Annotated in this window: 22 protein-coding genes and 1 riboswitch; of the genes, 18 read left to right on the top strand and 4 right to left on the bottom strand. The window is 57.2% G+C overall.

The window, feature by feature from the left end; translation table 11 throughout:
- Positions 1-48 precede the first annotated feature (48 nt).
- Positions 49-149: riboswitch (TPP riboswitch) on the top strand.
- 102 nt (positions 150-251) lie between these two features.
- From thiC to ACFOSS_RS11675, 8 genes are all read left to right on the top strand, one after another.
- Entirely contained in the window at positions 252-2108 is a 1857-nt protein-coding gene (thiC, locus tag ACFOSS_RS11710) for a phosphomethylpyrimidine synthase ThiC (protein ID WP_377152687.1), read from the top strand.
- A complete protein-coding gene (gene thiE, locus ACFOSS_RS11705) occupies positions 2095-3654 on the top strand; it encodes a thiamine phosphate synthase (protein WP_377152685.1) in 1560 nt (519 codons plus the stop codon). Before thiC ends, thiE begins: the two co-directional genes overlap by 14 nt.
- Complete coding sequence (locus tag ACFOSS_RS11700; RefSeq protein WP_377152683.1) at positions 3647-4456, top strand: HesA/MoeB/ThiF family protein; 810 nt, start codon at positions 3647-3649, stop codon at positions 4454-4456. Before thiE ends, ACFOSS_RS11700 begins: the two co-directional genes overlap by 8 nt.
- Positions 4453-4677, top strand: a complete 225-nt coding sequence (gene thiS, locus ACFOSS_RS11695) for a sulfur carrier protein ThiS (RefSeq protein WP_377152681.1) — start codon at positions 4453-4455, stop codon at positions 4675-4677. Before ACFOSS_RS11700 ends, thiS begins: the two co-directional genes overlap by 4 nt.
- Positions 4678-4681: 4 nt before the next feature.
- Complete coding sequence (locus tag ACFOSS_RS11690; protein WP_377152679.1) at positions 4682-5476, top strand: thiazole synthase; 795 nt, start codon at positions 4682-4684, stop codon at positions 5474-5476.
- Positions 5473-6591, top strand: coding sequence for a 2-iminoacetate synthase ThiH (thiH, locus tag ACFOSS_RS11685; RefSeq protein WP_377152677.1), 1119 nt, complete (start codon positions 5473-5475; stop codon positions 6589-6591). The genes ACFOSS_RS11690 and thiH overlap by 4 nt, the downstream gene beginning before the upstream one ends.
- A 167-nt stretch (positions 6592-6758) precedes the next feature.
- The gene (locus tag ACFOSS_RS11680; protein WP_377152675.1) at positions 6759-7142 is read left to right on the top strand and encodes an STAS domain-containing protein; all 384 of its coding nucleotides are present in this window, start codon (positions 6759-6761) and stop codon (positions 7140-7142) included.
- Positions 7143-7255: 113 nt separating this feature from the next.
- Positions 7256-8656, top strand: coding sequence for a sigma-54-dependent transcriptional regulator (locus ACFOSS_RS11675; protein WP_377152673.1), 1401 nt, complete (start codon positions 7256-7258; stop codon positions 8654-8656).
- Here the strand turns inward: ACFOSS_RS11675 and ACFOSS_RS11670 are convergent.
- On the bottom strand, positions 8648-9733 hold the full coding sequence (locus ACFOSS_RS11670) for a hypothetical protein (protein WP_377152671.1): 1086 nt from the start codon (positions 9731-9733) through the stop codon (positions 8648-8650). The two genes, ACFOSS_RS11675 and ACFOSS_RS11670, sit on opposite strands and share 9 nt — an antisense overlap.
- 281 nt (positions 9734-10014) lie before the next feature.
- Here ACFOSS_RS11670 and ACFOSS_RS11665 point away from each other — a divergent pair, with 281 nt between their 5' ends.
- The 4 genes from ACFOSS_RS11665 to rnd all read left to right on the top strand — a co-directional run bounded on the left by ACFOSS_RS11665 (position 10015) and on the right by rnd (position 16230).
- Positions 10015-11127, top strand: a complete 1113-nt coding sequence (locus ACFOSS_RS11665) for an FIST signal transduction protein (RefSeq protein ID WP_377152669.1) — start codon at positions 10015-10017, stop codon at positions 11125-11127.
- The gene (locus ACFOSS_RS11660; RefSeq protein WP_377152667.1) at positions 11128-13164 is read left to right on the top strand and encodes a response regulator; all 2037 of its coding nucleotides are present in this window, start codon (positions 11128-11130) and stop codon (positions 13162-13164) included.
- A 216-nt stretch (positions 13165-13380) separates the two neighbouring features.
- Entirely contained in the window at positions 13381-15066 is a 1686-nt protein-coding gene (gene fadD, locus ACFOSS_RS11655; protein ID WP_377152665.1) for a long-chain-fatty-acid--CoA ligase FadD, read from the top strand.
- Between the two features lie 51 nt (positions 15067-15117).
- Positions 15118-16230, top strand: a complete 1113-nt coding sequence (gene rnd / locus ACFOSS_RS11650) for a ribonuclease D (RefSeq protein WP_377152663.1) — start codon at positions 15118-15120, stop codon at positions 16228-16230.
- Between the two features lie 82 nt (positions 16231-16312).
- On the opposite strand, the gene minE is transcribed toward rnd, so the two are convergent.
- The 3 genes from minE to minC are packed head-to-tail and all read right to left on the bottom strand — an operon-like array spanning position 16313 to position 18163.
- Entirely contained in the window at positions 16313-16624 is a 312-nt protein-coding gene (gene minE, locus ACFOSS_RS11645; RefSeq protein ID WP_377152661.1) for a cell division topological specificity factor MinE, read from the bottom strand.
- A 3-nt stretch (positions 16625-16627) separates the two neighbouring features.
- Complete coding sequence (minD, locus tag ACFOSS_RS11640; RefSeq protein ID WP_377152659.1) at positions 16628-17440, bottom strand: septum site-determining protein MinD; 813 nt, start codon at positions 17438-17440, stop codon at positions 16628-16630.
- 21 nt (positions 17441-17461) lie between these two features.
- Positions 17462-18163, bottom strand: a complete 702-nt coding sequence (gene minC, locus ACFOSS_RS11635; protein ID WP_377152657.1) for a septum site-determining protein MinC — start codon at positions 18161-18163, stop codon at positions 17462-17464.
- A gap of 105 nt (positions 18164-18268) precedes the next feature.
- On the opposite strand from minC, the gene ACFOSS_RS11630 reads away from it, so the two are divergent.
- The 6 genes from ACFOSS_RS11630 (at position 18269) to ACFOSS_RS11605 (ending at position 26587) form a co-directional block, all read left to right on the top strand.
- On the top strand, positions 18269-18553 hold the full coding sequence (locus ACFOSS_RS11630) for a YcgL domain-containing protein (protein ID WP_377152655.1): 285 nt from the start codon (positions 18269-18271) through the stop codon (positions 18551-18553).
- A complete protein-coding gene (locus ACFOSS_RS11625; protein ID WP_377152652.1) occupies positions 18550-19521 on the top strand; it encodes a lytic murein transglycosylase in 972 nt (323 codons plus the stop codon). Before ACFOSS_RS11630 ends, ACFOSS_RS11625 begins: the two co-directional genes overlap by 4 nt.
- Entirely contained in the window at positions 19521-19961 is a 441-nt protein-coding gene (locus tag ACFOSS_RS11620; RefSeq protein ID WP_377152650.1) for a YcgN family cysteine cluster protein, read from the top strand. Before ACFOSS_RS11625 ends, ACFOSS_RS11620 begins: the two co-directional genes overlap by 1 nt.
- A 384-nt stretch (positions 19962-20345) precedes the next feature.
- Positions 20346-22163 carry an allophanate hydrolase gene (atzF, locus tag ACFOSS_RS11615; protein WP_377152648.1) on the top strand — a complete coding sequence of 606 codons (1818 nt, stop codon included), beginning with the start codon at positions 20346-20348 and terminating at the stop codon, positions 22161-22163.
- 17 nt (positions 22164-22180) lie between these two features.
- Entirely contained in the window at positions 22181-25831 is a 3651-nt protein-coding gene (gene uca, locus ACFOSS_RS11610; protein ID WP_377152646.1) for an urea carboxylase, read from the top strand.
- Positions 25832-25840: 9 nt separating this feature from the next.
- Positions 25841-26587: a GntR family transcriptional regulator gene (locus ACFOSS_RS11605; protein WP_377152644.1), complete on the top strand. Its 747-nt coding sequence runs from the start codon at positions 25841-25843 to the stop codon at positions 26585-26587.
- The last annotated feature ends 19 nt before the right edge of the window (positions 26588-26606 follow it).

Here is a 26606-nt window from a genome sequence, read left to right as displayed (position 1 = left end):
GACGATCAATCCATCACTTGAGCTGACGACGTTCCCACGGCATACTCCTCGCACTTGTCGGAGTGCCTCTTGGGGCTGAGACCGTTCATTCGGGATCCGTTGAACCTGATCAGGTTAATACCTGCGAAGGGAACAAGCGAAGCAGATAGTACACGCATTGACCGCTAGCCTGGCTCCGGCCTGACTGCAGCTGTCTGTTTCTTCAACGTCACTCCGGACAAGCAAATTTCTCTTCAACTATGAGGTTTGCTATGTCTAGTCCAGATCTGTCACGCCGCGAACGCCGTCTGCAAGCACAACAGAATATTCGCCAATTGGTCGGTGAGACCTTTCCTAACTCCGAACGCGTGTACATTACGGGTGTCCGCGACGATATTCGCGTCCCGATGCGATCTATCCGCTTATCTCCCACTCTCATTGGCGGCACACAGGCGGATCCGCGCTATGAAGAGAATGCGCCCGTAGTGGTGTATGACGCCTCGGGGCCCTATGGCGATCCACAGCAAACCATCGCTGTTGAAAAGGGCATCAAGCGTTTGCGAGCCTCCTGGATCGCCCAACGTGGTGACACCGAGGTCGAGCATATAGCGCCCGGTTCCCAGGTGTTGCCGAATCTGCTGCAGGAGGCCTTGCCCAGGCTGGAGCTGAATCATCAGACGCGTCGCGGGCAAGACGGACGTCGAGTCACGCAACTGTACTATGCGCGCCAGGGCATCATCACCCCGGAGATGGAATTCATTGCGTTACGAGAGAATCAGGGGCGGGCGCTGGATGCGCCAGGCGCGATAACGCCTGAATTTGTGCGTGCTGAAGTGGCTGCAGGCCGAGCCATCATCCCAGCCAATATCAATCATCCGGAAGCTGAACCTATGATTATCGGGCGGCACTTTCTCGTAAAAGTGAATGCCAATATCGGTAATTCTTCGCTGACTTCGTCGATTGAAGAAGAGGTCGAAAAACTGGTATGGGCGACGCGCTGGGGGGCGGATACCGTGATGGATCTAAGCACTGGGCGGCAGATTCATGAAACGCGGGAGTGGATATTGCGTAATAGCCCGGTCCCCATTGGTACTGTCCCCATGTATCAGGCGTTGGAGAAGGTCAACGGCCAGCCAGAACGCCTGAGTTGGGAGATCATGCGGGATACACTTATCGAACAGGCTCGGCAAGGTGTTGATTATTTTACAATTCATGCCGGATTGCTGCTTGAGTATGTCCCGCTCACCGCGTCAAGAGTCACGGGCATCGTCTCGCGCGGGGGATCGATCATCGCCAAATGGTGCCTGGCGCATCATCAGCAGAATTTTCTTTATCTGCACTTTCGTGAAATTTGCGAAATCTGTGCCCGCTATGACGTAGCCCTGTCGCTTGGTGACGGATTACGGCCCGGCTCGGTTGCCGACGCCAACGATGAGGCACAGTTTGCCGAGCTCAGAACACTGGGCGAGCTGACCAAGATTGCCTGGGAATACGATGTTCAGGTAATGATCGAAGGCCCTGGTCATGTCCCGATGCATTTGATTCAGGCCAATATGACCGAACAGCTGCAACACTGTCACGGCGCCCCGTTTTACACGCTGGGCCCTCTGACAACGGATATTGCCCCAGGTTATGACCATTTCACCTCCGGTATCGGCGCCGCCATGATTGGCTGGTTTGGTTGCGCCATGCTTTGCTACGTCACGCCGAAGGAGCACCTGGGGCTACCAAACCGAGACGATGTAAAGCAAGGACTCATGGCCTACAAGATTGCGGCACATGCGGCGGATCTGGCGAAAGGCCATCCGGGAGCCCGTCTGCGCGATGATGCCATGTCGAAGGCCCGCTTTGAGTTTCGTTGGGAGGATCAATTTAATCTGGCACTGGATCCGCTCACGGCCCGTGCATACCACGATGCGGATTTGCCGCAGGAGTCTGGCAAAGTGGCCCATTTTTGCTCCATGTGCGGCCCGAAGTTTTGTTCGATGAAGATCAGCCACGAGGTTCGCAGCCTTGAGTTGCAAAAACAGCAGGGCATGCAGCAGCAAGCCGATCGCTTCCGCGCTACAGGTGGTGATCTATATCAGCCGCGACTGGCAGATCAGGAGGTGTGTGATGCATCCCGCTGAGACGACCGGTTCACGTCCTGTTGTTTGGTGCCTTGGGGGTTCTGATTGTGCAGGTGGTGCGGGTATTCAGGCCGATCTGCTGACTTGTCATGATCTGCAAGCGCATGCCTGCACACTCATCACGGCGGTAACGGCACAAAACTCGCGGCAGTTCCTGAGCGCAAATCCGGTGGCGGCGACAGTGCTGGAGAGTCAGTGGCAGGCACTCGCGACAGACTTGCCGCCCGCAGCCATCAAGATTGGATTGATCGGGAGTCAGGAACAGCTTGATCTCTTGGCAAGGCGTCTTGAACCGTTCAGGCAACGCACAGTCCCTGTCATCTATGATCCCGTGATGATGGCCAGTGTCGGCCAAAGCATGATGCCCAGCGAACTGAATGCACAGCTGGCATCGCTCTACCCATCGCTCACCCTGATCACGCCGAACCGGAGTGAGCTGCAAGCCTTGACCGGAATGGCCGCCGAGTCGCCAGAGCAGATCATGCAGGGCGCGCAACAGCTGATCAGCTCCGGGTGCCAGGCCGTGCTGGTGAAAGGCGGTCACCATGACTGGTTGCCGGAGTTAGCCGTCGATTATTTTACCGATGGTCAGCAAGCATTCTGGATGGTGATGCCCAGACAGACAGTTAAACATGACCATGGAACTGGTTGTACGTTGGCGTCGGCGATAGCCGCGCTGATGGCGCAAGGTTATCTGCTGCCGGATGCCCTTGTGTTGGCCCGAAGCTACCTGCAACGCTGTTTGCAGGCCGGTTATGCCGCCGGGCAGGGGGCTGGCCCCGTTGGCCATCAGGGATGGCCGGACGCGGAGCAAGGCCTGCCAACCATCTACCCGCAGGACCCTTGTGCGACGGTTAACGCGGATCTGCGAGCGGTTGCGGCGCTTCCTTTGCGTCGAGCACACCGCTTTGCCGGCATCAGCACTCCGCTAGGGCTCTATCCGGTCGTGGATTCCCTGCCGTGGATCGAACGGCTGCTGTCGTGGGGTGTCAAGACGGTTCAATTACGCATTAAGAATCCGCAGGATCCGCAGCTTGAGACTCACATCATCGCAGCCATCGCGCTCGGGCGTCGCTACCAGGCGCGCGTGTTTATTAATGACTATTGGCAATTGGCGCTTAGACACGGAGCCTATGGTGTCCATTTGGGGCAAGAAGATCTGCTGACTGCGGATCTTGCTGCGTTGGCTGAGGCCAATATCCGTCTCGGGATATCGACACATGGCTTTTATGAGTTAGCGCTGGCCATGACGCTTGCACCCTCTTATCTGGCGTTGGGCCATATCTTTCCTACCGCCACCAAGCAGATGGCTTCGCAACCGCAGGGATTGCAGCGGTTGGCGCGGGCTGTGGCGCTGTGCCGCGACAGACCGACAGTGGCCATCGGTGGCATCAGCTACGATCGCGTCGCTTCCGTGCTCGCAACCGGCGTGTCGAGCATCGCCATGGTATCAGCCATTACTCAGGCCGCCGACCCTGAAGCGGTGACCCGACAGCTGCTTGCGCGGATTGAATGCCGTGCCGATCAGGAGGTGGAGCATGCTTGAGGTCGGGAGCCTGAAGGGGGACACCTCGGAACAGGCGATGTGGTCGCAGTATGGACGCCAACTGGCACTGCCGGAATGGGGCGAAGGCGCGCAACGGCGGCTGCAGTCGGCACGCGTGCTGTTGGTCGGTGTCGGGGGATTAGGTTCGGCAGTTGCAACCTACCTGGTTGCGGCCGGGGTTGGCGTCCTTGAGATCAGCGATGATGATCAGGTTTCGCTGTCCAATTTACAGCGCCAGTTCCTGTATGGCGTGGCGGACCTTGGCCAGAGAAAAACGCACAAGGCAATGCAGCGTCTGACCAGCATGAATCCCCGCGTCCGCATCCATTCTCACCCGGCGGTCCATGCTGACACTGTGCTGGGGCTGTTAACGGCAGGGGAATACCAGCTAGTGGTGGATTGTTGTGACAACCAGGCCACGCGGCTGATGTTGAATCAAGCCTGTTTGCAGCTCGGCGTGCCTCTGCTCAGTGCCGCCGCCAGCGGTTGGTTGGGGAGTCTCGCCTTGTTTGATTTTTCCTCTATCCCGTTGCTATCGCGCTGTGGTTGTTATGCCTGTCTCTATCCTCAGGCCGCGGCAGACGACTGTCGTCAAATCGGGATCCTCGGCGCCACCGTCGGCATTGTCGGTGCCTGCGAGGCGCTGGAGGCCTTGAAGTTTCTCGGTGGATTACCCACACCCGCGGCAACACAGGTGCTGCGTTTCAATGCGCTGGATCAGCGCTGGCAGCAACTGGGCCGGCAACGTGATCCTGCGTGTCTTTGCTGTAGCGAACATCTGACCAAGGAGGCAACGAGATGACACTGTTTTATTGCAATCAGACGCCCTATCCGTGGCAACCGGAGCTAACGCTGATGAGCTGGTTAAGCCAATGCGGGTTGCTCAAGGACGATCCTGCTGTCGAACACGCGGGTATTGCGCTGGCGATTGATGAGCAAATCGTGCCGCGTAGCCAGTGGCCGACGCGTGTCATTGCTGCGGGTGAGCGACTTGAGGTATTCACGGCGATTGCAGGAGGGTAACAAGATGAAACCATCGACATTGACGATTGCCGATCACGCATTCACTTCCCGCCTGCTGTTAGGAACCGGCAAGTTCGCGTCAGCGGCCCAGCTCAGTGCCGCCGTGGTCGCCTCGGGTACCCAGCTCGTGACTATGGCATTGAAACGGGTGCGGCTTGAGCAGCCGGATCAACAAATTCTGGCGCCACTGCAGGCACTTGGCGTTAAGTTGCTACCAAATACCTCGGGGGCGCGTACGGCGGAAGAGGCGATCTATGCCGCCAGATTGGCCCGCGAAGCGTTAGGTACCTCCTGGCTGAAACTGGAGATCCATCCGGATGTGCGTTATCTGATGCCAGACCCGATAGAAACACTTCGTGCAGCAGAGCAACTGGTTCGGGAAGGCTTTGTCGTGCTGCCCTACTGCGCGGCTGACCCCATGCTGTGTAAAAGATTGGCTGAAGTGGGGTGTGCTGCGGTTATGCCACTTGGGGCTGCGATTGGCTCTAATCGCGGGCTGACGACCAGAGACATGTTGCGCATCATCATTGAACAGGCCAGTGTGCCGGTGATTGTCGATGCTGGACTCGGGGCGCCATCTCATGCGGCGGAGGCGTTGGAGATGGGGGCGGATGCTGTACTGGTGAATACGGCGATTGCGGTGAGTGCGCAACCTGCGGCGATGGCCTCGGCATTTCGCCTGGCGGTCGAGGCAGGGGCATTGGCCCGGCAATCTGGCATCGCTCTGCCACAAACTCAGGCTGTGGCCAGTAGTCCGCTTGAAGGGTTTCTTGCATCGCTGTCCGCGGAGATATCATGAGTTTCTATCAGCTTTGGCAAACGTTGGATTGGCAGCGCTTCAGACAGCGTATTCACGCCACTACGGCGGCGGATGTTGAACGTGCCTTATCGCGCTCGCAACGGTCACTGGATGATTTTGCTGCCCTGATCTCGCCTGCGGCGGAGGACTATTTACTGCCGATGGCAGTCGAAGCCGAGCGCCTGACCCGTCTTCGCTTTGGCCACGTCTTGAGTTTTTACCTGCCGCTGTATCTGACCAATCTGTGTGCCAACGATTGCAGTTATTGCGGTTTTTCGATGAGTAACCATATCAAACGTAAAGTGCTCGATGAGGCGGAGGTCAAAGCCGAGTGCGAGGCGATCCGGCAGATGGGGTTTGATAGCCTGCTGCTGGTGACGGGTGAACATGAAACGAAAGCCGGAATGGCCTATTTCCGGCGCATGTTGCCAGTGGTGAAGCCTTATGCCTCATATCTGGCAATGGAGGTACAGCCATTGGCCTGTGACGATTATCGCGAGCTGGTTGCGTTAGGGCTGGATGCGGTCATGGTGTATCAGGAGACGTATCATGCTGCCGGTTATGCCGCTCATCACTTGCGCGGCCGCAAGCAGGACATGCAGTGGCGCATGGAGACACCGGATCGACTCGGAGCGGCGGGGATCGACAAGATTGGGCTAGGAGTGTTGCTTGGTCTGGAAGATTGGCGCTGCGATAGCCTGATGTTGGCTCATCATTTGGCATACCTGCGCCAGCACTGGTGGCAGAGCCGCTATTCAATTTCGTTCCCCAGGCTGCGGCCTTGTACCGGTGGGGGCCAGATCAGCCACCCGATGTCGGACCGACAACTGATTCAGTTGATCTGTGCGTGGCGCCTGCTGGACCCGGAAGTCGAATTATCGCTATCTACCCGGGAGTCGGCTGCTTTCCGCGATGGCGCTATTCGTTGTGGCATTACCCAGGCCAGCGCCGGTTCCAGTACTCAACCAGGAGGTTATGCACAGCGGCAACCTGAGCTTGAACAATTTGCCATCCATGATGTGCGTTCGGCTGATGAGGTGGCGCGCAAGTGGCAGGCTCAGGGGATCGAGATCGTCTGGCATGACGCCAGCAGCCATGTGCGGCGGGCGTTGTGACGATGCCTGCACGCATATCGGTTTTGCAATTTGCATAACGCAGTCGGCAAAAGTGCAAATTGCAAATGAAGAGGCTCGAAAGAGCCTCATTTTGCGGTTTAAACCGCTGTTTGTGCTGGCACAGGCTTTGCGTAACCCTTTCAGGCTCAGCACTGACAGGGGTTACTATGAAGATTACATTGGGAGAGCTGGATAACGCCAAGCTGATTGTGTTGGCCGAGGACTTGGATGCTGCAGCCTGTGAGCAGTTGACGCCATTGGTCGAAAGCCTGCCGGACGCCGCGGCTGAAATCGTGCTTGATCTCTCCGCTGTGCCATTTGTGGATTCTTCCGGCATCGGGTTGCTGATATTCATGTTCAAGCGCCTGATGCATAGCCATGTGCCGCTCTGTCTGATTTGTCCACCCGGACAGCCCAAGTCGATGCTGAGTGTCCTGCGTATCGATAGATCCATTCCCTGTTTTGTCGATCAGGAGGCATATCTGGCGTATCGACTCGCTGTGTCTAGACCGGTTGATACGGGGTTGCCATCCACAGACTGTTTGCATTGAGCGTTGATTTATTGCGAGCAAGATAACAGCCTGGTCGTGTGATCGCGTGGTGACCTTGTTGTCCGCGCCACCCTCTGTTAGACCAAATGTAGGATTCTCGTTGGAGTCGCATTATGGTCGCCAATCTCCCACTCGTCTTCTTGGTTGAAGACAGCGCCACGCTGGCATTGCTCTATCAGGATTACCTGCGTGATGAGGGATATCAGTTGCGGCATTTTGCCGAGGGCAAACCTGTTTTATCTGAGCTGGAGCGCGCCTTGCCCCAGGTTGTTCTATTGGATCTTGAATTGCCAGATATCAGTGGTATGGAGATCCTGCGCCACATTAATGAACGCCATCTTCCCTGTACCGTCGTCGTCGTGACCGCTCACGGCTCCGTGGACATTGCCGTGGAGGCGATGCGCCAGGGCGCCTTTGATTTTTTAACCAAGCCCTTTGATGGCAAGCGTCTGACCGCCACTGTGCGTAATGCGGTGCGCCATCAGCAACTGAGCTATCTGGTGGAGAGCTACCGCGAACAGTATGACCGGTGTGTGTTTGGTGGCTTTCTCGGCAGTTCGCTGCCGATGCAGGGGGTATACCGCATCTTGGAGAGTGCTGCGGCTAGCAAGGCAACGGTGTTCATTACCGGCGAAAGTGGTACCGGTAAAGAGGTCTGTGCCGAGACGTTGCATAAACTCAGTCCGCGCCATGATAAACCGCTGGTGGTAATGAACTGTGCCGCCATTCCTCGTGATCTGATTGAGAGCGAGATTTTCGGCCATGTCAAAGGCGCGTTTACTGGTGCGGTAGGCGATCGGATCGGCGCCGCAGAGCGTGCCGACGGAGGCACCCTGTTTTTGGATGAAATATGTGAAATGGAGCTGGATCTGCAGAGCAAACTGTTACGTTTCATCCAGACCGGCTGTTTTCAACGCGTAGGCAGCAGCAAGCAACAACAGGTTGATGTTCGATTTGTCTGCGCGACCAATCGGGATCCGTTTGCTGAGGTGCAGGCCGGGCGGTTTCGGGAGGATCTTTACTATCGTTTGCACGTCATTCCGATCCCTTTGCCGGCATTGCGGGAGCGTGGCGATGATGTTTTGCAAATAGCCCGTGAGTTTTTACGGCAGTTCGCCGCCGAGGAAGGCAAAGCGTTCGTGGGTTTCAGCCATGAAGCAGAGCAGATTCTGCGCGACTATGAGTGGCCAGGAAATGTTCGGCAGCTGCAGAATGTCATCCGCAATATAGTGGTACTGCATAATGGCGAGCAGGTTCTTCCGGCCATGCTACCGGCACCGCTGAACCAATTGATCCCGCAGCGTCACAAAGCGGTGGCTGAACTGCCCGTGACGGTGATAACCAGCGATGCCAGGGTTCGTCCCATGTGGCTGGTAGAAAAAGAGGTGATCGAACAGGCGATCGCCAGTTGTGGCGGCAATATTCCTCAGGCGGCCAACTTGCTGGAGTTGAGCCCTTCAACCATCTACCGGAAGCGCCTGGCGTGGTCTGAGGGCGTTCATCCATCAACTTAGGCTATCGAGTACGCCATCTAATTCACGTACCCCCAGTTCGCACAGTGACGCCGTCGCCGCCCTTTTATGGCTCAAGCTGACAAGGTGAGGCGATGTGCTCTCTTCCGGGCCGGAGTGCGTTTGCGCGACGATCGGCAATAACTCACTGAACTCCTGCATCGTGTGTATTTTGCTTAGCAAGGGCTTGAAACTCGGCAGTTCGGCAAAGTCGGCACTGACAACCAGGGGCTTGTCGCAGCGAAGGGCCTGCTGCATAGACAAGGGTATCTTGGCCGTGACGCTCGGCTCATTCCGATAGGGCATGATGGTCAATTGCCAATGTTGACGATACGCCGCGACTTGCTCGAAGTTCTTCTCACCGAGCCAGAACACATTTCGTAGTTGTAGCAAGGGATCGAGTGCCGAGGTTTGACGTGGCCCGATCAACACCCAGTACCAGTCAGGACGGCGGCGGGCGGTCTGCGAAAGCAGCTCCCAGTCCAGAGTATCATCCAGTGGGCCATGGAAACCGGCAACAGGGCGTCCCCGAGGTAGATCGCGCGGTCTTGGCAATGCCTCTATCCAGCTTTCCCCTTGCAGCAAGCTGGTCTTGACTGCGGGCAGCGGGCGAGCCAGCTCGACTGTCTCGGCGATGACCAGATCGGCGCGTGCGATCACGGATTCTTCATGGTCGGGTGTCGCATCGGCATGCTGTCGGCTGTTGCGTGACCGCAGGTAAATCATGCGATGTTCTGTCAGTTTCTCGGCGATCGGGTAGGCCGCTTGCGCTAACAGCAACACTAACGGTTGGTGCAGATTCAGGCTGGCGATGGTGTCCCGAATTTGGTTGGCGAGCCGTTGCTGATGCCATTTGGGCCACCAATGGGCGATAGGGCTGAGCACGGATTTCAGTGGTAATGACATCATCGTAACAGGCAGCTGTTCATGGGGTGCGTCACCTGGTTGTTGCCCAGGCAGCGTCACCCATAAAATTTGGCGCTCGCGAGCCAGGTGATTAAACAGCTGCTGGTAAGCCGGACTGCAGTCATGCCAGGCATCACCGATGACGACCAGATCGGATTTGTGTTTGCTTGTCATATCGCCTCCGCAATGTGTTACCGCTTAATAAAGACAAAGCAAAACAGATGCCAGACTGGTTTCGTCATTAATTTCATTTTATTTCAATTAGTTATGTTTTTTTGGTTTGCCGATCTGGCACTGCAATTTGCAAATTCGGTATTGCAGTTTGCAGTGCCTTGGCTAAATAGCCGTCAAACCGTCACAAACTTTGCTAACGAATCGCGCTTGGGCTCGCGAGCTCTGGCCGGGCTGGTCTATGTTGAAAGTCAGAAACGGACTTGATTGGATAGGTTACAGCTATGAAGACGCTGTTTATTCCCTCGCCAGAGATAGGCTCTATCGAAGATGCACTCTGGCCTGTCTATGCCGATCACCAGATCCAGGGCGTGTTAATGCTGATGGCACAAGACAATGCGCCTCAAGCCCCCGAGCTGGATGCGGTGTTGATCTCCGCCCCTAAACCGATTTTTGGTGGAATATTTCCAAAACTGCTCTGGCAGGGGCGGGTGATTGATAGCGGCGTCATCCTGCTTTTGCTCGACTGTCCGGTCGACGTACTGGTTATCGACGACATGCAAAGCGATCTGCAGGCGCTGGATCGATGGGAGCACAAGTCGCCGGCAATGCCAGATTGTCCCCGCCATACGTTATTCAGCTTTGTGGATGGCTTGTCGGCGAATATCGGTGGGCTTATCTCGGCGCTTTTTAATCAATTCGGGCTGGAAATAAACTACATCGGTGGTGGCTGTGGTCGTATCGATTTTTTGGCCATGCCCTGTGTGATTACCCCTCAGGGGCTGTTGCGGTCGGCCGCCGTGTTGGCGCTGGCCTGTTGTCACACGGCTGTCGCCGTCGCGCACGGCTGGCAACCCATCTCATCGGCTTACAAGGTGACGGAGGTCTTGGGCAATCGCATTGTTTCGTTAGACTGGTTACCGGCCATTGAGGTGTATCGACAGGAGGTAGAGAAGCACTCGGGCAGGTCGCTGGATCCTGACCACTTTTTGGCGTTGGCCAAAGCCTATCCGTTCGGCATTGCGAATCTGGGGGATGAAATGGTGGTGCGCGATCCGGTGCGGGTTGAGGCGGACTCATTGGTCTGTGTTGGCGCCATTCGTCAGGGGGCCTATGTACATGTGTTACACGGTGAGCCCGATACCCTGATCGATGCGGCCAGGCGGGCGAGCATTAACGCCGTAAGTCGCTACGGAACCCGGTCTCCTGTGTGCCAGATCTTTGTCGATTGCGTATCCCGCGCCTTGTTTCTGGGTCCTGAGTATGTTGCCGAGCTGGCGGCTGTTCATCAACCACCGCTAACCATGATCGGTGCGCTAACGTTGGGAGAAATAGCCAACAGTGGCGAGGATTACCTGGAGTTTTTTAATAAAACCTCTGTAGTGGGGCTAATTTAGATGCCGGATCGCAAGCTGATAGAACAGGAAGTTCTGCATGAAATCGCCATGGCAATTGGTACCAGTCTCGACCTGGACATGATGTTGCAGGAGTGCATTCCTGTGTTGGTGCGCGGGCTCGGCTGTTGTACGGCGGCGGTGTTGCTGCAAGACAGTGAATGCCGCTTTTATACACCGCACCTGATATTACCGAAGGCGGCGATTCGCAATCGGGATCTGCATCAGGCGATGGCGATTGCCATCGACTTACAGACTGCAGAACAGATGCGACAAGGGGCGTTGCCGATTGAAGAGAGCCTGCATCATTACTATGCCTGGCCGCTCGGCAGCAACGGCTTGCTGATACTTGGGCGCAGCAGCGAGTTTCATCACACCCTGTATATGGAAATGACCCCGCTGGCGGAAAAATTGTCTTTTGCACTGGATGCCTGTCTGCGCTATCAACGATTACAGCTGACCCAGGCGGCAATCAGTCAGGCGCGTGACAACGCCGAGTTGGCCAATCGCGCCAAGAGCTATTTTCTGGCGACCATGAGCCATGAAATCCGCACCCCCCTCAACGCTGTGATTAACTTCTCCCAGATGCTGGCGGAGACACCATTACAATCCCACCAGTTACAGCTGCTGCAAGGCGTCATCGAGGCTGGCCATAGCCTGTTGCAATTGGTTGATGACGTAATGGATTTTTCACGCATCGAGGCGGGAAAACTGGAGCTGGCCAGCGAAGCCTTTTCACTACAGAAGCTCCTGCAGGACATCAGCGCTGTATATGGCAAGCTGGCCGCAGAAGGGGGGTTACGCTTCGATACCCATATCGCCCCTGGTTTGCCGGACTCTGTGTTGGGTGATGAAGCACGTGTCCGCCAGATATTGCAGAATCTATTGTCCAACGCGATCAAATTTACGCAGCAAGGCTACGTGACTGTGCGTGTAACCCGGGAACCTTCCGGGGATCGCTTTTGCTTTAGCGTCGCCGATAGCGGGCTCGGCATGGATGCAAGTGAGCAGGCGCACTTGTTGGCGGCTTTTAGTCAACATGACGGGGGATTAAGCCATCACAGTGGCGGTGGCACAGGTCTGGGTTTGGCGATCGTTGCACGTCTGGTGCATGCAATGGGTGGGGAATTGGGATTCAGCTCGAATAAGGGTGAAGGCAGTTGTTTCTGGTTGCTGTTGCCTATGGAAGCGGTGTCCGTACCGTCAGCGACACTGTCAGCATCACTGCCGCCCCCCTGCTTTAATCGACATATTTTACTGGTTGAGGACAGTCCGACTAACCAGATGGTCGCGTCGAGTTTGCTGCAAAAAGCAGGATGTCATGTGGACGTGGTGGACAATGGGATGTCCGCAGTCGAGTTTTTGCGTGGTCAGATGGTGGATCTCGTGTTGATGGATGTCTCGATGCCGCAGATGGACGGTCTGGAGGCAACCAGGCGGATCAGAGCGCTGGGGGAGGTGTATGACCAGTTGCCAATCGTGGCCATGACCGCACATGCATTACAACAGGATCGTGCGCAATGTCTGGCTGCCGGGATGAATGATTATCTGACGAAACCGCTGCAACGCGAGCGGTTTTACGAGATGCTCGACCGTTGGCTGCAACCCCAATCTTCTGAAATGACATTGACCGTGCCGCCAGCGTCCAGTTCACCCGAGATCACAGCCAAGACAACCCAGTCAGAATGGGGGCTGCTCATTGATGAGGCGCAACTGCATCGCCTGCGGCAGGAGACCTCTCCTGGCGTGTTTTTACAGGTGATGACACTGTTTGATGTTGAAGCCAAGCAGCACATGCAAGGGCTGATGCGGGCGCTCGCCGCAGGCGCATTAGAGGAGGCGGCAAGAGAGGCTCATGCGATCAAGAGCAGTGCAGGCTCATTGGGCGCGCAGCGTATTTACCGCCTCAGCGCCGCAATTGAAATGGCCTGTCGTCAAAACGAGAGCCCGCCATGGGGACTGGTAGAGCAGCTGGATTCGGTATTGGCGAGCACACTTCGTCAATTGCAGCAGCATGCACAGGCCAGTCAGGCTCACTGAGTCTGCGCTGAATATGAGCAATTAATCCAATTAATCGGATCTTGCACGCCAATTTCATTAATTTTTGTCGAAAAATTTGAGTCAGCCAGTACAATTCCCGCTTTTTGAAGCCCTGCTTGGTCAAGCTGCTTGTTGAGAAAATGTTACGGGCTAAGCTTGTGGCAGGGTGTTCGTACGGCGTGAATCGCCGTGTATGGCCTTCTTCAGGAGCAAATTGTGGAAAAATTTTGGCTGCAGCGTTATCCCGCAGGTGTTCCGGCCGAGATCAATCCAGACACCTTTCCGTCATTGGTGGAAATGTTCGAGCAATCGGTCAGCCAATTTCGTGACCAGCCGGCGTATATCAACATGGGGCAGGTTCTCACCTATCGGGCATTAGAAGAGCAGTCCCGCGCCTTCGCCGCCTATCTCCAGCAGGAGCTGAAGCTGGAAAAAGGGGAGCGAGTCGCCATCATGATGCCGAACCTGCTGCAATACCCGATAGCGTTATTTGCTGTGCTGCGAGCGGGCCTGGTGGCGGTTAATGTGAATCCGCTGTATACCCCGCGTGAGCTTGAGCACCAACTGAAAGACTCGGGCGCGAAGGCGATTATCATCGTTTCCAACTTTGCCAATACGCTGGAGAAGGTAGTTTTTCGTACCGGCGTCAAGCATGTGATCCTGACCCGAATGGGCGACCAACTCGGACTGGCAAAAGGCACGCTGGTGAATTTTGTCGTCAAGTACATCAAAAAATTGGTGCCCAAATACCATTTGCCGAATGCGTTATCGTTTCGCCAGGCGTTGGCCAAAGGGCGCCATCTGCAGTATGTCAAGCCACGCATGACGTCAGAAGATATTGCGTTTTTGCAATACACAGGGGGGACGACCGGTGTAGCCAAGGGCGCCATGTTGACGCATCGCAACATGCTGGCCAATGTTGAACAGTGCCTTGGTGTTTATGGCCCAGTCTTGCGCCCCGGTGACGAGTTTGTGGTCACAGCGCTGCCGCTTTATCACGTCTTTGCCCTGACAGTGAACGGTTTGCTGTTCTTGCGCATTGGCGGCACGAATCTGTTGATTACCAATCCGCGGGATATCCCGGCGGTTGTCAATGAGTTAAGCCAATACCAACCCACCTGCATTACCGGGGTGAATACTCTGTTCAATGCCTTGCTGAATAATGAAGCGTTTTGTCAATTGAGGATGTCATCGTTGCGTCTGGTGATTGGCGGTGGCATGTCAGTACAGCACGCAGTCGCTGAACGCTGGCAGCAGGTAACCGGTACTCGGCTGCTGGAAGGGTATGGCTTAACAGAGTGTTCACCCCTGGTATCCGTCTGTCCGTTTGATCTGGAAGGCTATAACGGTTCGATTGGCCTCCCTGTCTGCTCCACCGATGCCCGCATCCTGGATGAGCAAGGTCAGGAGGTCACAGCCCTGGAGACGCCTGGCGAGCTGCAAATACGCGGACCACAAGTGATGAGAGGCTACTGGCAACGCCCAGAAGCGACCGCGGAGGTGATGCAGGACGGTTGGTTGAGCACGGGCGATATCGTTGTCTGGCAGGCCAGTGGTTTCATCCGTATTGTCGATCGAAAAAAAGATATGATTTTGGTTTCCGGTTTCAACGTCTATCCCAACGAAATAGAAGACGTGGTTGCCATGCACCCCAAGGTGCTGGAAGTCGCGGCAGTCGGCGTACCCAGCGACTTGACTGGCGAGCAGGTGAAAATCTTCGTTGTCAAACGCGATCCAACGTTGGACGAGGCGACGCTCAAGGCGCATTGCCGTAAACATTTGACTGCGTACAAGGTGCCCAAGCTGATAGAATTCCGGACGGAGCTGCCGAAATCCAATGTCGGCAAGATCTTGCGTCGACTCTTGCGTGACGAGACAGTCGCGTCGACCCCCTCAGCCTGATGTTTATTGATACCGGCCGGGGAACATAGTCCCGGCATGGTGGATTTTTTAATGCAATATCAAATAATTACCGATGATTTGGCGCTTGAAGAGCTGTGCTCGTCGTTGACGGCCGGGCCCTTGGCTATCGATACCGAATTTGTTCGTACCCGGACCTATTATCCGCAGTTAGGCCTCTTTCAGTTGTTCGATGGCCATCAGCTGGTTCTTGTTGATCCGCTGGCGATCCAGGACCTTTCTCCGCTCTGGCGTCAGATCCACAGCCAGATGCGCACCACAGTACTGCACGCGGCGAGTGAGGATCTGGAGTTAATCCGTCACCAATCCGGGGCCATGCCTGGCAAGATGCATGATACGCAACTCGCGCTGGCATTTTGTGGCCATGGCTTGTCGACGGGCTTTAATGCCATGACACAAGCCTTGTTACAGGTCGAATTGGAAAAAGATCAGGCTCGTACCGACTGGTTGGCCCGTCCTCTCACGGAGCGGCAACTGCACTATGCCGCTGCGGACGTGTTTTATCTGTTGCCGTGCTATGAAAAGTTGCTGCCTGAACTCATCGCTCGCGGTCGTTTAGCCTGGTTCGAAGAGGAGTGTGCGGCGCTGGTTGCGCGCAAGCAACCCCGCGATGCGGCGGAGGAGGCGTACCGTGATATTGGCAACGCATGGCAGTTGGGGCGTAAAGAGCTGGCGGTCCTGCAACGTCTGGCCTCCTGGCGTGAGAGCGAGGCCAAGCGCCGCAATCTGGCGCTGAATTTTGTCGTCAAGGAACTGCATCTGTTTAAGTGTGCATTGCACAAACCGACATCGTTGCGTGAGCTGGATCAGCTGGGGCTGTTGCAACCGGAGATCCGTAATCATGGTCGGACTTTGCTGCGCCTGATCGATGAAGCCGTCAATTCTGATCCTGCAAGTTGGCCAGAGCGACTGCAACGTCTGGTTGACTTTCCGCACTACAAGTCCGAACTCAAGCGGTTGCGCGGTAAAGTGGAAATGGTAGCAAATGAGCATGGTCTACCGGTAGAGCTGGTAGCGTCCAAAAAAACCATTCACCAATACTTGAGCTGGTTATGGAAGTGCCGCGACGAGGAACGCCTGGAGGGCGACAAACCGCGTCTATTAACTGGCTGGCGTCAGGAGATCCTGGGGGACTTGAATCGCTGAGCTACAGCTTTCCCCGCTGCCAAGACGAAAAAATAACGCGGCCAACTGGCCGCGTTATTGCATCCGTGATAGCGGCGTAGCCTTAGGGTGACACCTTGTCTTCGACATGGGGTTGCGCCGTGTCGTCTTCACCCGGCTTCTTGTCACCGTTAAGCATGATATTCAGCTCGAGGACGGACAGGTCGTCTTTCTTGTCCAACTGGACGGTCACCTGATCCGGACTGATAGCCACATATTTGCGGATCACGTCTAGCAGGTCTTGCTTGAGCTGAGGCAGGTAGTCAGGACCACCACGGGTACTGCGCTCGTGTGCGACGATGATCTGCAGCCGCTCCTTGGCGACCTTGGCGGTGTTTTCTTTGCGTGGACGCAGAAAAAAATCAAGCAATGACATGACTTAACTCCCAAACAGGCGAGACAGGAAGCCCTTTTTCTCCTCGGTCAGGAAGCGGAACTCGCGCTTCTCGCCAAGCAGACGGGCGACGGCATCATCGTACGCTTGACCGGCATCGGATTCCCCGTCGAGGATCACGGGTTCACCGGCGTTGGACGCGCGCAACACAGAAGAGGACTCAGGAATGACGCCCAGCAAGGGGATGGCCAGAATTTCCTGCACATCCTCGACGCTCAGCATGTCGCCCTTGTTGACGCGGGTCGGTGCGTAACGGGTCAACAGCAGATGTTCCTTGATGGGCTCCAATCCCAGTTCAGCCCGGCGGGACTTGGAGGCCAGAATACCGAGGATGCGGTCAGAGTCGCGAACCGACGAGACTTCGGGGTTAGTCGTCACGATGGCTTCATCGGCAAAATAGAGTGCCATCAGGGCTCCGGTTTCGATACCGGCAGGGGAGTCGCAGACGATGTAATCAAAGCCCATTTCGGAGAGCTTGGTGATGACGCGCTCAACACCTTCGCGGTTCAGCGCATCCTTGTCCCGGGTCTGTGAGGCCGGCAGGATAAACAGGTTTTCCACCCGCTTGTCCTTAATCAGCGCCTGATTCAGATTGGCTTCATCATTGATGACGTTGACGAAGTCATACACCACGCGACGTTCACACCCCATGATGAGGTCCAGATTTCGCAGTCCGACATCAAAGTCGATGACGACTGTCTTGTTTCCACGTTGGGCGAGGCCTGTGCTGATGGCTGCACTGCTCGTGGTCTTGCCAACGCCGCCTTTTCCTGAGGTTACGACGATTATACGCGCCATGGGTGCATTCCTTGTAAACCGTTAAAACTGCAATTTTTCAAAGATAAGCTTGTCTTGCTCGAGCCGGATGTGGACTTCGTGATCCACCATCTCTGTTGGCAGGGCATCGCTAAGCTGGTATGTGCCGGCAATCGAAACCAGCTCAGGATCGAGCTGCTGGCAGTAAATTCGGGCTTGCTGATTTCCGCGCGCCCCGGCAAGGGCACGACCACGCAGCGAGCCATAAATGTGGATGCTGTCATCGGCGATGACTTCGGCGCCATTGCCGACGGAACCGAGGATGACCAAGGAGCCACCCGCAGCATAGATCTGTTGTCCAGAACGAACGTTACCTTGATGGACCCGTGTCGGTGTCAGCCCGAGAGTCGGTGCCTGGGGCGGGACTTCTGCCTTGGGCGCTTCTTGCTCGATGACGGGTTTGCCGGAGGTCATGACCGCCAGACCCGCCGCCTTGGCCGCCACCTTGATGTCATCATGACGGGCACCCGTGACCCCGACCAACACGAAGTCTTCGCGCTCAATCAGCTCTTTCAATAATTCAAAGTCGGGGACGACATCCAGCTTTTCCACATTGACAACGAGTGGGGCAAAATTGAAAAACTGCGGTGCCTGGGCCACTTTGGCTTCCAGTAAATCGGTGATCTGACCGAGGTCGTCGTCCGCCAGATGCAGGACTGAAAGCGTGAAGGTTGAACCCTTGAGTTCAATGCCGTTATCGGCCATTTACAGCACTCCGTTGACGAGGAAAAGCCTTATTGTTATAGCGAGCCACATGTTATAGTCAGCCACCCTTTCAGGCAATAAACCCCGCGAATTTTAAGTCGTTCCATGATCTGTGCCGTATATAAAAGCGCTAAAAAAGCCGATACCTATCTTTATCTGATTCGTCGCGACGATTTTTCATGTGTCCCGACGGAGTTGATGGGCCTATTTGGTAAACCGCAGTTTGTCATGCTGTTACCACTGGAGTCACGCGAGCGTCTGGCGCTTGTGGATAAACACAAATTGCAGGACGCGTTGCAAGCACAGGGCTATTTTCTGCAATTGCCACCGCCCGAGCCCAATCTGCTGCAGCAGCACCGCCAACAACTTGGATTGGAAAAACACCCATGAATTTGAAACCCCTGTTGCTGGTATGGCTGACGAGCCTTTCCGGTCTGGCGACGGCCGCACCCGCGGTCAGTTTTGAGCAGTATGTTGTCAATCTGCAAACTGAAGCCAGAGCGCAAGGGATCAGCGATCAAACCGTTCAGGCGGCGTTTGCTGACGTCAAGTTCATTGAGCGAGCCGTTAAAAACGATCGCAATCAGCCCGAATTCAAGCTGACGCTGGATACGTATCTGCCAAAAGCGGTGCCGGAGTGGAAAGTCAAACAGGCGCAGCGCCTCTACCGACAGCATTACGCGCTGCTGCAACAGGTCGGAAAACAATATGGCGTTCAGCCGCGCTTTATCGTTGCGCTATGGGGCATCGAGACGAATTTCGGCAATTTGACCGGCAAATATTCATTGATCTCGTCACTGACCACCCTCGCTTATGAGGGGCGGCGCGAAGCCTTTTTCAAAAAGGAGTTGTTTGCCGCACTCAGGATCATTGAACAGGGGCATGCCACACCGGACTCCCTCAAGGGCTCATGGGCCGGCGCCATGGGCCAGGTTCAATTCATGCCCAGCTCATTCTTGAATTTTGCTGTCGATCAGGATGGTGATGGGCGCAAGGATTTGTGGCATTCGTTGCCGGATGTGTTTGGCTCGGCCGCTCACTATCTGCAGCAGCATGGTTGGCAGGATGAGCAGACCTGGGCTCGCCGTGTGCGGGTACCGGTTGGACTCGATGACCAGCTGCTGGGCCTCACCATCAGCAAACCGGTTGCGCAGTGGCAGGCTCTGGGCGTTCGCAATCTGGATGGTTCGGCGTTACCTGCCGTCGGGCAAACGGCATCGCTGGTGATGCCGGACGACCGTGAAGGACGGGCCTATCTTGCTTATGACAACTACAAAGCGCTGATGGGGTGGAATCGCTCCAACTATTTTGTCGTGGCCGTCGGTTATCTGGCAGACCGCATCGTGGGGAAATCCTGATGTCGGCGCATTTTTGGGAACACAAACGCCTGGATGAGATGTCCGCCGCCGAATGGGAATCGCTGTGCGACGGTTGTGGTAAGTGCTGCCTGGTCAAGCTCGAAGATGAAGAGAGTGGTGAGGTGGTTTTCACGAATGTGGCCTGTGATCTGCTGAATTTGAAAAGCTGTCAATGTGGCAACTATGAGAACCGCTTTCGCCTGATGCCGGATTGTTTGCAATTGACTCTCGACAAAATAGCCGAGTTTCACTGGTTACCCATCACCTGTGCTTATCGACGTCTGGCCGAAGGCGATCCGTTGCCGGAATGGCATCCGTTGCTGACAGGAAGCCGCTCAGCGATGCATGCTGCCGGCCAGTCAATCCGCAACAAGGTCATTCATGAACGCCATGCCGGGGAGTGGGAGGAACATATTGTCACTTGGCCGCTGGGCTTCTGAAGTCATAGGCCAGGGCCTGGCATAGCGCTATATCCTCTCGAACCTGTCCAGTACAGATAACGTTAAGCCGGCCCCAGGACCGGCTTTTTTACGGCTAGAAATAGACTGCTTGCGGTGCTATCAGGCCTCATCGCTCGCTCTGTGTCGGTGCATTGTCCCGCTTATCCCTGTAACTGCGCACCAGATGGACTCATGTTGCTGCAGTTCGGTGCGGCGATATTTAGCTCGCCATTGCGGAAACTGCCCCCCCAAAAGCACAAAGAATGCTTTTAATATATTGAATTAAAAGAAAATAATTAAACATCACGCCTTTGGTCTCCGCTTTGGCATGCCGCTTGTAATACAAACTTGTATACAAGCTGGAGTGCTAGGTGGAGCAACATGATGACGCGCGGATGGACGATTCAACAATGGCAACAGGCCTATCGGGAGCATCATGCTCAGGCGGCCGACTTGCTGCGACCGCTGCTGGCGGCCGTGTCAACGACAGATAATGCCTGGATCACCGTGATCGATGCGGATCAACTGGAGCAACAGCTGGGCGCATTGCAGCAACGCCTGGCCGAGGTTAAGCAGGACCTGTCGCAATTACCCCTGTATGGCATCCCGTTCGCTGTCAAGGACAACATCGATGTGGCCGGGTTGGCTACGACGGCAGCCTGTCCTGCGTTTGCCTATGTGGCCGAGATGGATGCCGAAGTGGTGGCGCGTCTCAAGGCCGCGGGCGCTGTCGTGCTAGGCAAGACCAACCTTGATCAGTTTGCCACAGGCCTGGTTGGGACGCGCTCTCCCTATGGCGCGGTCGCGAACAGCTTCGATGCGGACTATATCAGTGGCGGATCCAGTTCCGGATCCGCGTCTGTGGTGGCGCGGGGATGCGTGCCTTTCGCGCTGGGAACCGATACCGCAGGTTCCGGTCGGGTACCTGCCGGTTTTAACAACCTGGTGGGCTGGAAACCGACTCGTGGCGCGTTCAGCACCCGGGGTGTGGTGCCAGCCTGTCGTTCTCTGGATTGCGTTTCGATCTTTGCATTGACGGTTGCCGATACTCGCCTGCTGGCGCAAATCATGACGGCTTTCGATGCCCAGGATGCATACTCACGCGCCGCACCTCGCCCATTGCCACGCACGACATGGGGCCCTCGTCCTCGCCTGGCGGTACCGGCAAACCGTCCCTGGTTTGGCGATGACGCCCAGTGCGAGGCGTTTGAACGGGCCTGTCAGCAGCTTAAAGACGCCGGAGCCGAGTTGACCGAAATCGACTTCGAACCCATGTTTGCGCTGGCGCGGCTGCTCTATGAAGGCCCCTGGATTGCCGAACGCCATGTGGTGCTGGAAACCTTCCTCGCCGAGCATGGCAACCAAATGGACCCCACAGTGGCCAGCATCGTCTCCGGAGCGGTCGGCCTGGCGGCGACCGATGCCTACCGCGCCGAATATCAGCGTATGGCGTTGCAGCGGCAAATCCTGGCGACCTTCAATACCTTCGATGCGTTATTGGTACCGACCGCCCCCTTGTTGCCCACCCAGGCGCAGGTCGCAGCGCAACCGGTCGAGGTTAATAGCTGGCTTGGAACTTACACCAATTTCGTCAACCTTGCCGATTGCGCCGCCCTGGCATTACCTGGCGGCCTGAGGCGTGACGGTTTACCCGCCGGCATTACCCTGATCGCGCCGGCCTGGCACGAAGTGGCGATGGCGGAATTTGGTGAGCAGTGGCAACAGTCGCTGGCCAGGGCAGGGCTCACCTTGGGCGCCACAGGCCAGTCCCTTCCCGCGGCGGCCGCTGCTATTTCGGCTTGCCCGACTGACAGCATGCCGATTGCAGTTGTCGGCGCCCACCTGAGCGGCATGCCACTTAATCATGAATTGACCAGTCGTGGTGCCGTGCTGCTTGAGCGTACCCGTAGCGCGGATCACTACCGGTTGTTCGCGATCGCAAACAGCACACCGCCGAAGCCGGCATTGGTCGCCAGCGACAGCGGCGCAGCGATAGAGCTGGAACTCTGGGCCCTGCCCAAAGGGGCGTGGGCCGATTTTCTGGCCGGGATCCCGACGCGGCTGGGGCTTGGCACTGTGCAGTTGGCCGATGGCCGACAGGTTAAAGGATTCATCTGTGAGCCAGCGGCACTGGATGGCGCGCTCGAGATCACCTCATTTGGCGGCTGGCGCAGTTACCTGCAAAGCCGGAGCCCCCGTTAATGGAAAAGGAAGTCACCATGTTCTCTAAAGTCCTGATTGCCAATCGCGGCGAGATTGCCGTCCGCATCCTGCGCACGCTGCGCGAGATGGGAATTGCCAGCGTCGTCGTTTACTCGGATGCCGACCGGCATAGTCTGGCGGTGCGCCTGGCGGATGAGGCGATTGCCCTCGGCGGCGATAGCCCTGCCGATAGCTACCTGCGTGCCGACAAAATCCTGGCGGCTGCCCGGCAAACCGGTGCTGAAGCCATCATCCCGGGTTATGGCTTTCTCTCGGAAAATGCGGCATTTGCAACGCAGTGCGCTGAGGCGGGTATCGTGTTTGTGGGCCCGACGCCACAGCAACTGCGTCAGTTTGGACTTAAGCACGAGGCGCGGGCGCTGGCTCAGCAGGCGGGGGTGCCCCTGACCCCCGGCTCCGGGCTGCTTGACTCGGTGGAGCATGCGTTAGCCGAGGCGGCGCGGATTGGTTATCCGCTGATGCTCAAGAGCACTGCCGGCGGCGGTGGCATCGGCATGACCCGCTGCAATGATGATGAGGAACTGGCAGCGGCATTTGCCAGCGTCAAGCGGCTGGGCGAGCAGTTCTTCAACGATGCCGGCTTGTTCATCGAACGTTATGTCGAAGCCGCCCGTCACGTCGAGGTGCAGATAGTCGGCGACGGGGCGGGGAAGGTTGTGGCACTCGGCGAGCGCGATTGCTCCTTGCAACGCCGGAACCAGAAAGTGGTCGAGGAGACGCCAGCCCCCGGTTTGCCGGCGGCCACTCGCGCGGCCATGTTACAGGCGGCGGTCAGTCTCGGTGAATCGGTCGGCTATCAATCGGTCGGTACCGTGGAATTCATCTATGACGGTGCGCGTGATGAGTTCTATTTTCTGGAGGTGAATACCCGACTCCAGGTCGAGCACCCCATCACCGAGCGGGTGACTGGTGTCGATCTGGTGGCCTGGATGCTGCAAATTGCGGCCGGGGTCCCGCCGGTATTAGATCTGCTGCCAGAGCCTAACGGCGCGGCCATCGAGGTGCGTCTCTATGCTGAGGACCCGCTCAAGCAGTTCCAGCCCTCGCCGGGGACGCTGACCGAAGTCAGCTTCCCGCTGCAGAACGACTGGCTACGCGTCGATAGCTGGATCGAACAGGGCAGTGACGTTTCACCGCACTATGATCCCATGCTCGCCAAGTTGATCGTCTGGGGACCGGATCGGCAAAGTGCCATTGCCCGATTGCAAGCGGCACTGGCCGAGACCCGACTCGCCGGCATCGCCACCAATCTGGACTACCTGCGGCAAATCGCGGGTTGGGAGCGGTTCGCCCTCGGTGACGTTGCCACTCAGGCGCTGGCAGCACTCGACTATGCGCCTCGTGCCCTCGAGGTCGTGACACCAGGGACCTATACCACGGTGCAGGATTACCCGGGCCGTGTCGGCTATTGGGACATTGGCGTCCCGCCGTCGGGACCAATGGATGACCGATCGTTTCGTCTGGCCAACCGTCTGGTCGGCAACGCCGAAGCGGCGGCGGGTCTGGAGTGCACGATTCAGGGCCCCAGTCTGCGTTTTCATGCCGACAGTGTCATTGCGCTGTGTGGCGGCGAGGTGCTCGCAACGCTGGATGGCGAGCCTGTGCCGATGCACAGTGCTGTGTCAGTTGCGGCGGGGCAGCAATTGGTCATTGGCAAGGTGGTCCGCGGGTGTCGTTGCTATCTGGCCATCCGCGGTGGCTTGGATCTGCCCGTTTACCTGGGCAGTCGGGCCACGTTTGCCTTGGGACAGTTCGGTGGCCATGCCGGCCGCCCGTTGCGCGGTGGCGATGTGCTGCCCTTAGGGCAGATGTGGCAGCATGAGGCCTGCTTCGCTGAACTGCCTGCCTTGCTCGAACCGGGCTATGGTTGCTTCCCCGAGGCGGGAGCCGGCAGTCATCTGTGGGAGATCGGTGTGCTTTACGGACCGCACGGGGCCCCGGATTTCTTTACCTCCGCGTCGATTGATGCCTTCTTCGCGACCGACTGGGAGGTGCATTACAACTCCAATCGTCTGGGGGTGCGTCTGGTCGGGCCCAAGCCGAGCTGGACGCGCACTGACGGCGGCGAAGCCGGTTTGCACCCCTCCAACATTCATGATTGTGAGTATGCCATCGGCAGCATCAACTTCACGGGCGATATGCCGGTGATCCTGACCCATGATGGTCCCAGCCTGGGTGGCTTTGTCTGTCCGGTCACCATTGCCAAGGCCGAGCTATGGAAGGTGGGCCAGGTCAAGCCTGGCGATCGCATCCGTTTTCGCGCGTTAGGCTTTGACGAGGCGCTGGCGTGCGAACAGGCCTGGGATCATGCCATCAGTCATCTGGTGGCGCCCGGCCTGCCGAGTCATGTCGCGCCCGATTTGATGCCGAACACGACCGTCTCCGCCTGCGTACTCGCCAGCTTGCCGGCACAGGGTGACCGGCCGTCGGTGGCCTACCGCCAGGCCGGGGATAAGTACATCCTGCTCGAATATGGTGACAACGTACTCGATCTGCGGTTGCGCATGCGCATCCATGCCCTGATGGCCTCCCTTCAGGCGGAGCCCATTCCCGGGATTGCCGAGCTGGCGCCGGGTGTCCGCTCGCTGCAGATCCGCTATGACAGCCGGCAGATCCACCAGCGCGAGCTGATCGCCGCACTGTTGGGGCGCGAGTCACGACTGCCGCCGGTCAGCCAGATGCAGGTGCCTAGCCGCGTGGTGTACCTGCCGATGGCGTTTGAAGACTCGGCCACGCTGGACGCGGTCGCGCGCTACCGGCAATCGGTGCGTGATACCGCCCCCTGGTTACCGAACAACGTCGATTTCATCCAGCGCATCAATGGCCTGGAGAGCCGGGAACAGGTACGGGACATTCTGTTTGATGCCCGCTATATGGTGCTGGGGCTGGGGGATGTCTATCTGGGGGCGCCGTGCGCGGTCCCGGTCGACCCGCGTCATCGCTTGCTGACATCGAAATACAACCCGGCGCGCACTTATACCGCAGAGGGCACTGTCGGCATCGGTGGGGTCTACATGTGCATCTATGGCATGGACTCGCCTGGCGGCTACCAGTTGGTAGGCCGTACGCTGCCCATCTGGAACAAGTTTTTGAAGAACAACCAGTTTGCGGCCGGCGAACCCTGGCTGTTGCGCTTCTTTGACCAGGTGAAGTTCTACCCGGTGAGTGAGGCTGAGCTGGAGGTGCTTCGCGAGGAGTTCCGTGAAGGTCGCGCCCGGATCCGCATCGAAGAGGAGATTTTCTCCCTGGCGGCCTACGAGCAGTTCTTGCTGGATGAGGCGCAGAGCATTGCCGATTTCAAAGCGCGCCAGCAACAGGCGTTTAGTGCCGAGGTCGCCCGTTGGCAAAACGAGGAGGCCACCGTTGCAGCACTGCAGGAGCAGGCCCCCGAGCCAGCGGACGTGGCGGCACACCTGCAGCCGGTCGAAGCCGAAATTAGCGGCAATATCTGGAAATTGCTGGTGGCAGAGGGACAGTCCGTCCAGGCCGGCGAACCCTTGCTGATCGTCGAGGCGATGAAGATGGAGTTTGCAGTACATGCCGCGATCGATGGGGTGGTCAGTCATGTGCGTTGCAAGCCCGGGCGTCCGGTGCAGGCCGGGGATGCGCTGTTGTATCTGGATCCTGCCGCCGTCACGGTGCAGTGAGGAGCCGTCATGACCGAGCAGCTACCAAGCGGACGGCGCGCACTGGGTGAGCCCAAGCCCAGACCGGTGAATATGGCGGATCGTATCTATGCCGCTCTCAAGGAGCAGATCTTCAACTTTGCGCTGTTGCCCGGCGATCGCTTCAGCGAAAGCGATGTGGCGGCGCAGATGTCAGCCAGCCGCACTCCGGTGCGTGATGCCCTGTACCGGTTGCAGCAAGAGGGCTATGTCGAAGTCTACTTTCGCAGCGGCTGGCAGGTCAGGCCCTTCGACTTCAAGACCTTCGAGGATCTGTACGACGTGCGCATCGTGCTGGAGGAGGCCGCCGTGCGTCGCCTGTGTGACGGACTGCAGCAGGGCGATGAACTGGAGGAGTTGAAGGCCACCTGGCTGGTACCCGAGGCGCAACGCCTGATCAATGGTGATGAGGTGTCGCGGCTGGATGAGCGTTTTCACTGTTTGCTGGTGGCGGCAACCGGCAACCTGGAGATGGCCGCCATGCACCAGGCGGTCAGTGAACGCATTCGCATCATACGGCGGCTCGATTTTACGCAGGAGATGCGGATATCGGCCACCTATGCCGAGCATGGCGCCATTCTTGGCGCCGTGCTCAAGCGTCGCAGCGAGGAGGCACTGCGGCTGCTCAAATCGCATATCGAGGCCAGCAAGGCCGAGGTACGCAAAATCACCCTGCATAAGCTGCATGTGGCCCGGGAACGGTCACGGTTGCGGCAGGGTACTCCACAAGAAGTATGAGTCAGTGCTTTACAAACTC

It is taken from the genome of Pseudaeromonas sharmana (assembly GCF_042649925.1).
Classification (GTDB): Bacteria; Pseudomonadota; Gammaproteobacteria; order Enterobacterales; family Aeromonadaceae; genus Pseudaeromonas; species Pseudaeromonas sharmana.
This window is presented reverse-complemented; position numbering and strand designations above follow the sequence as displayed.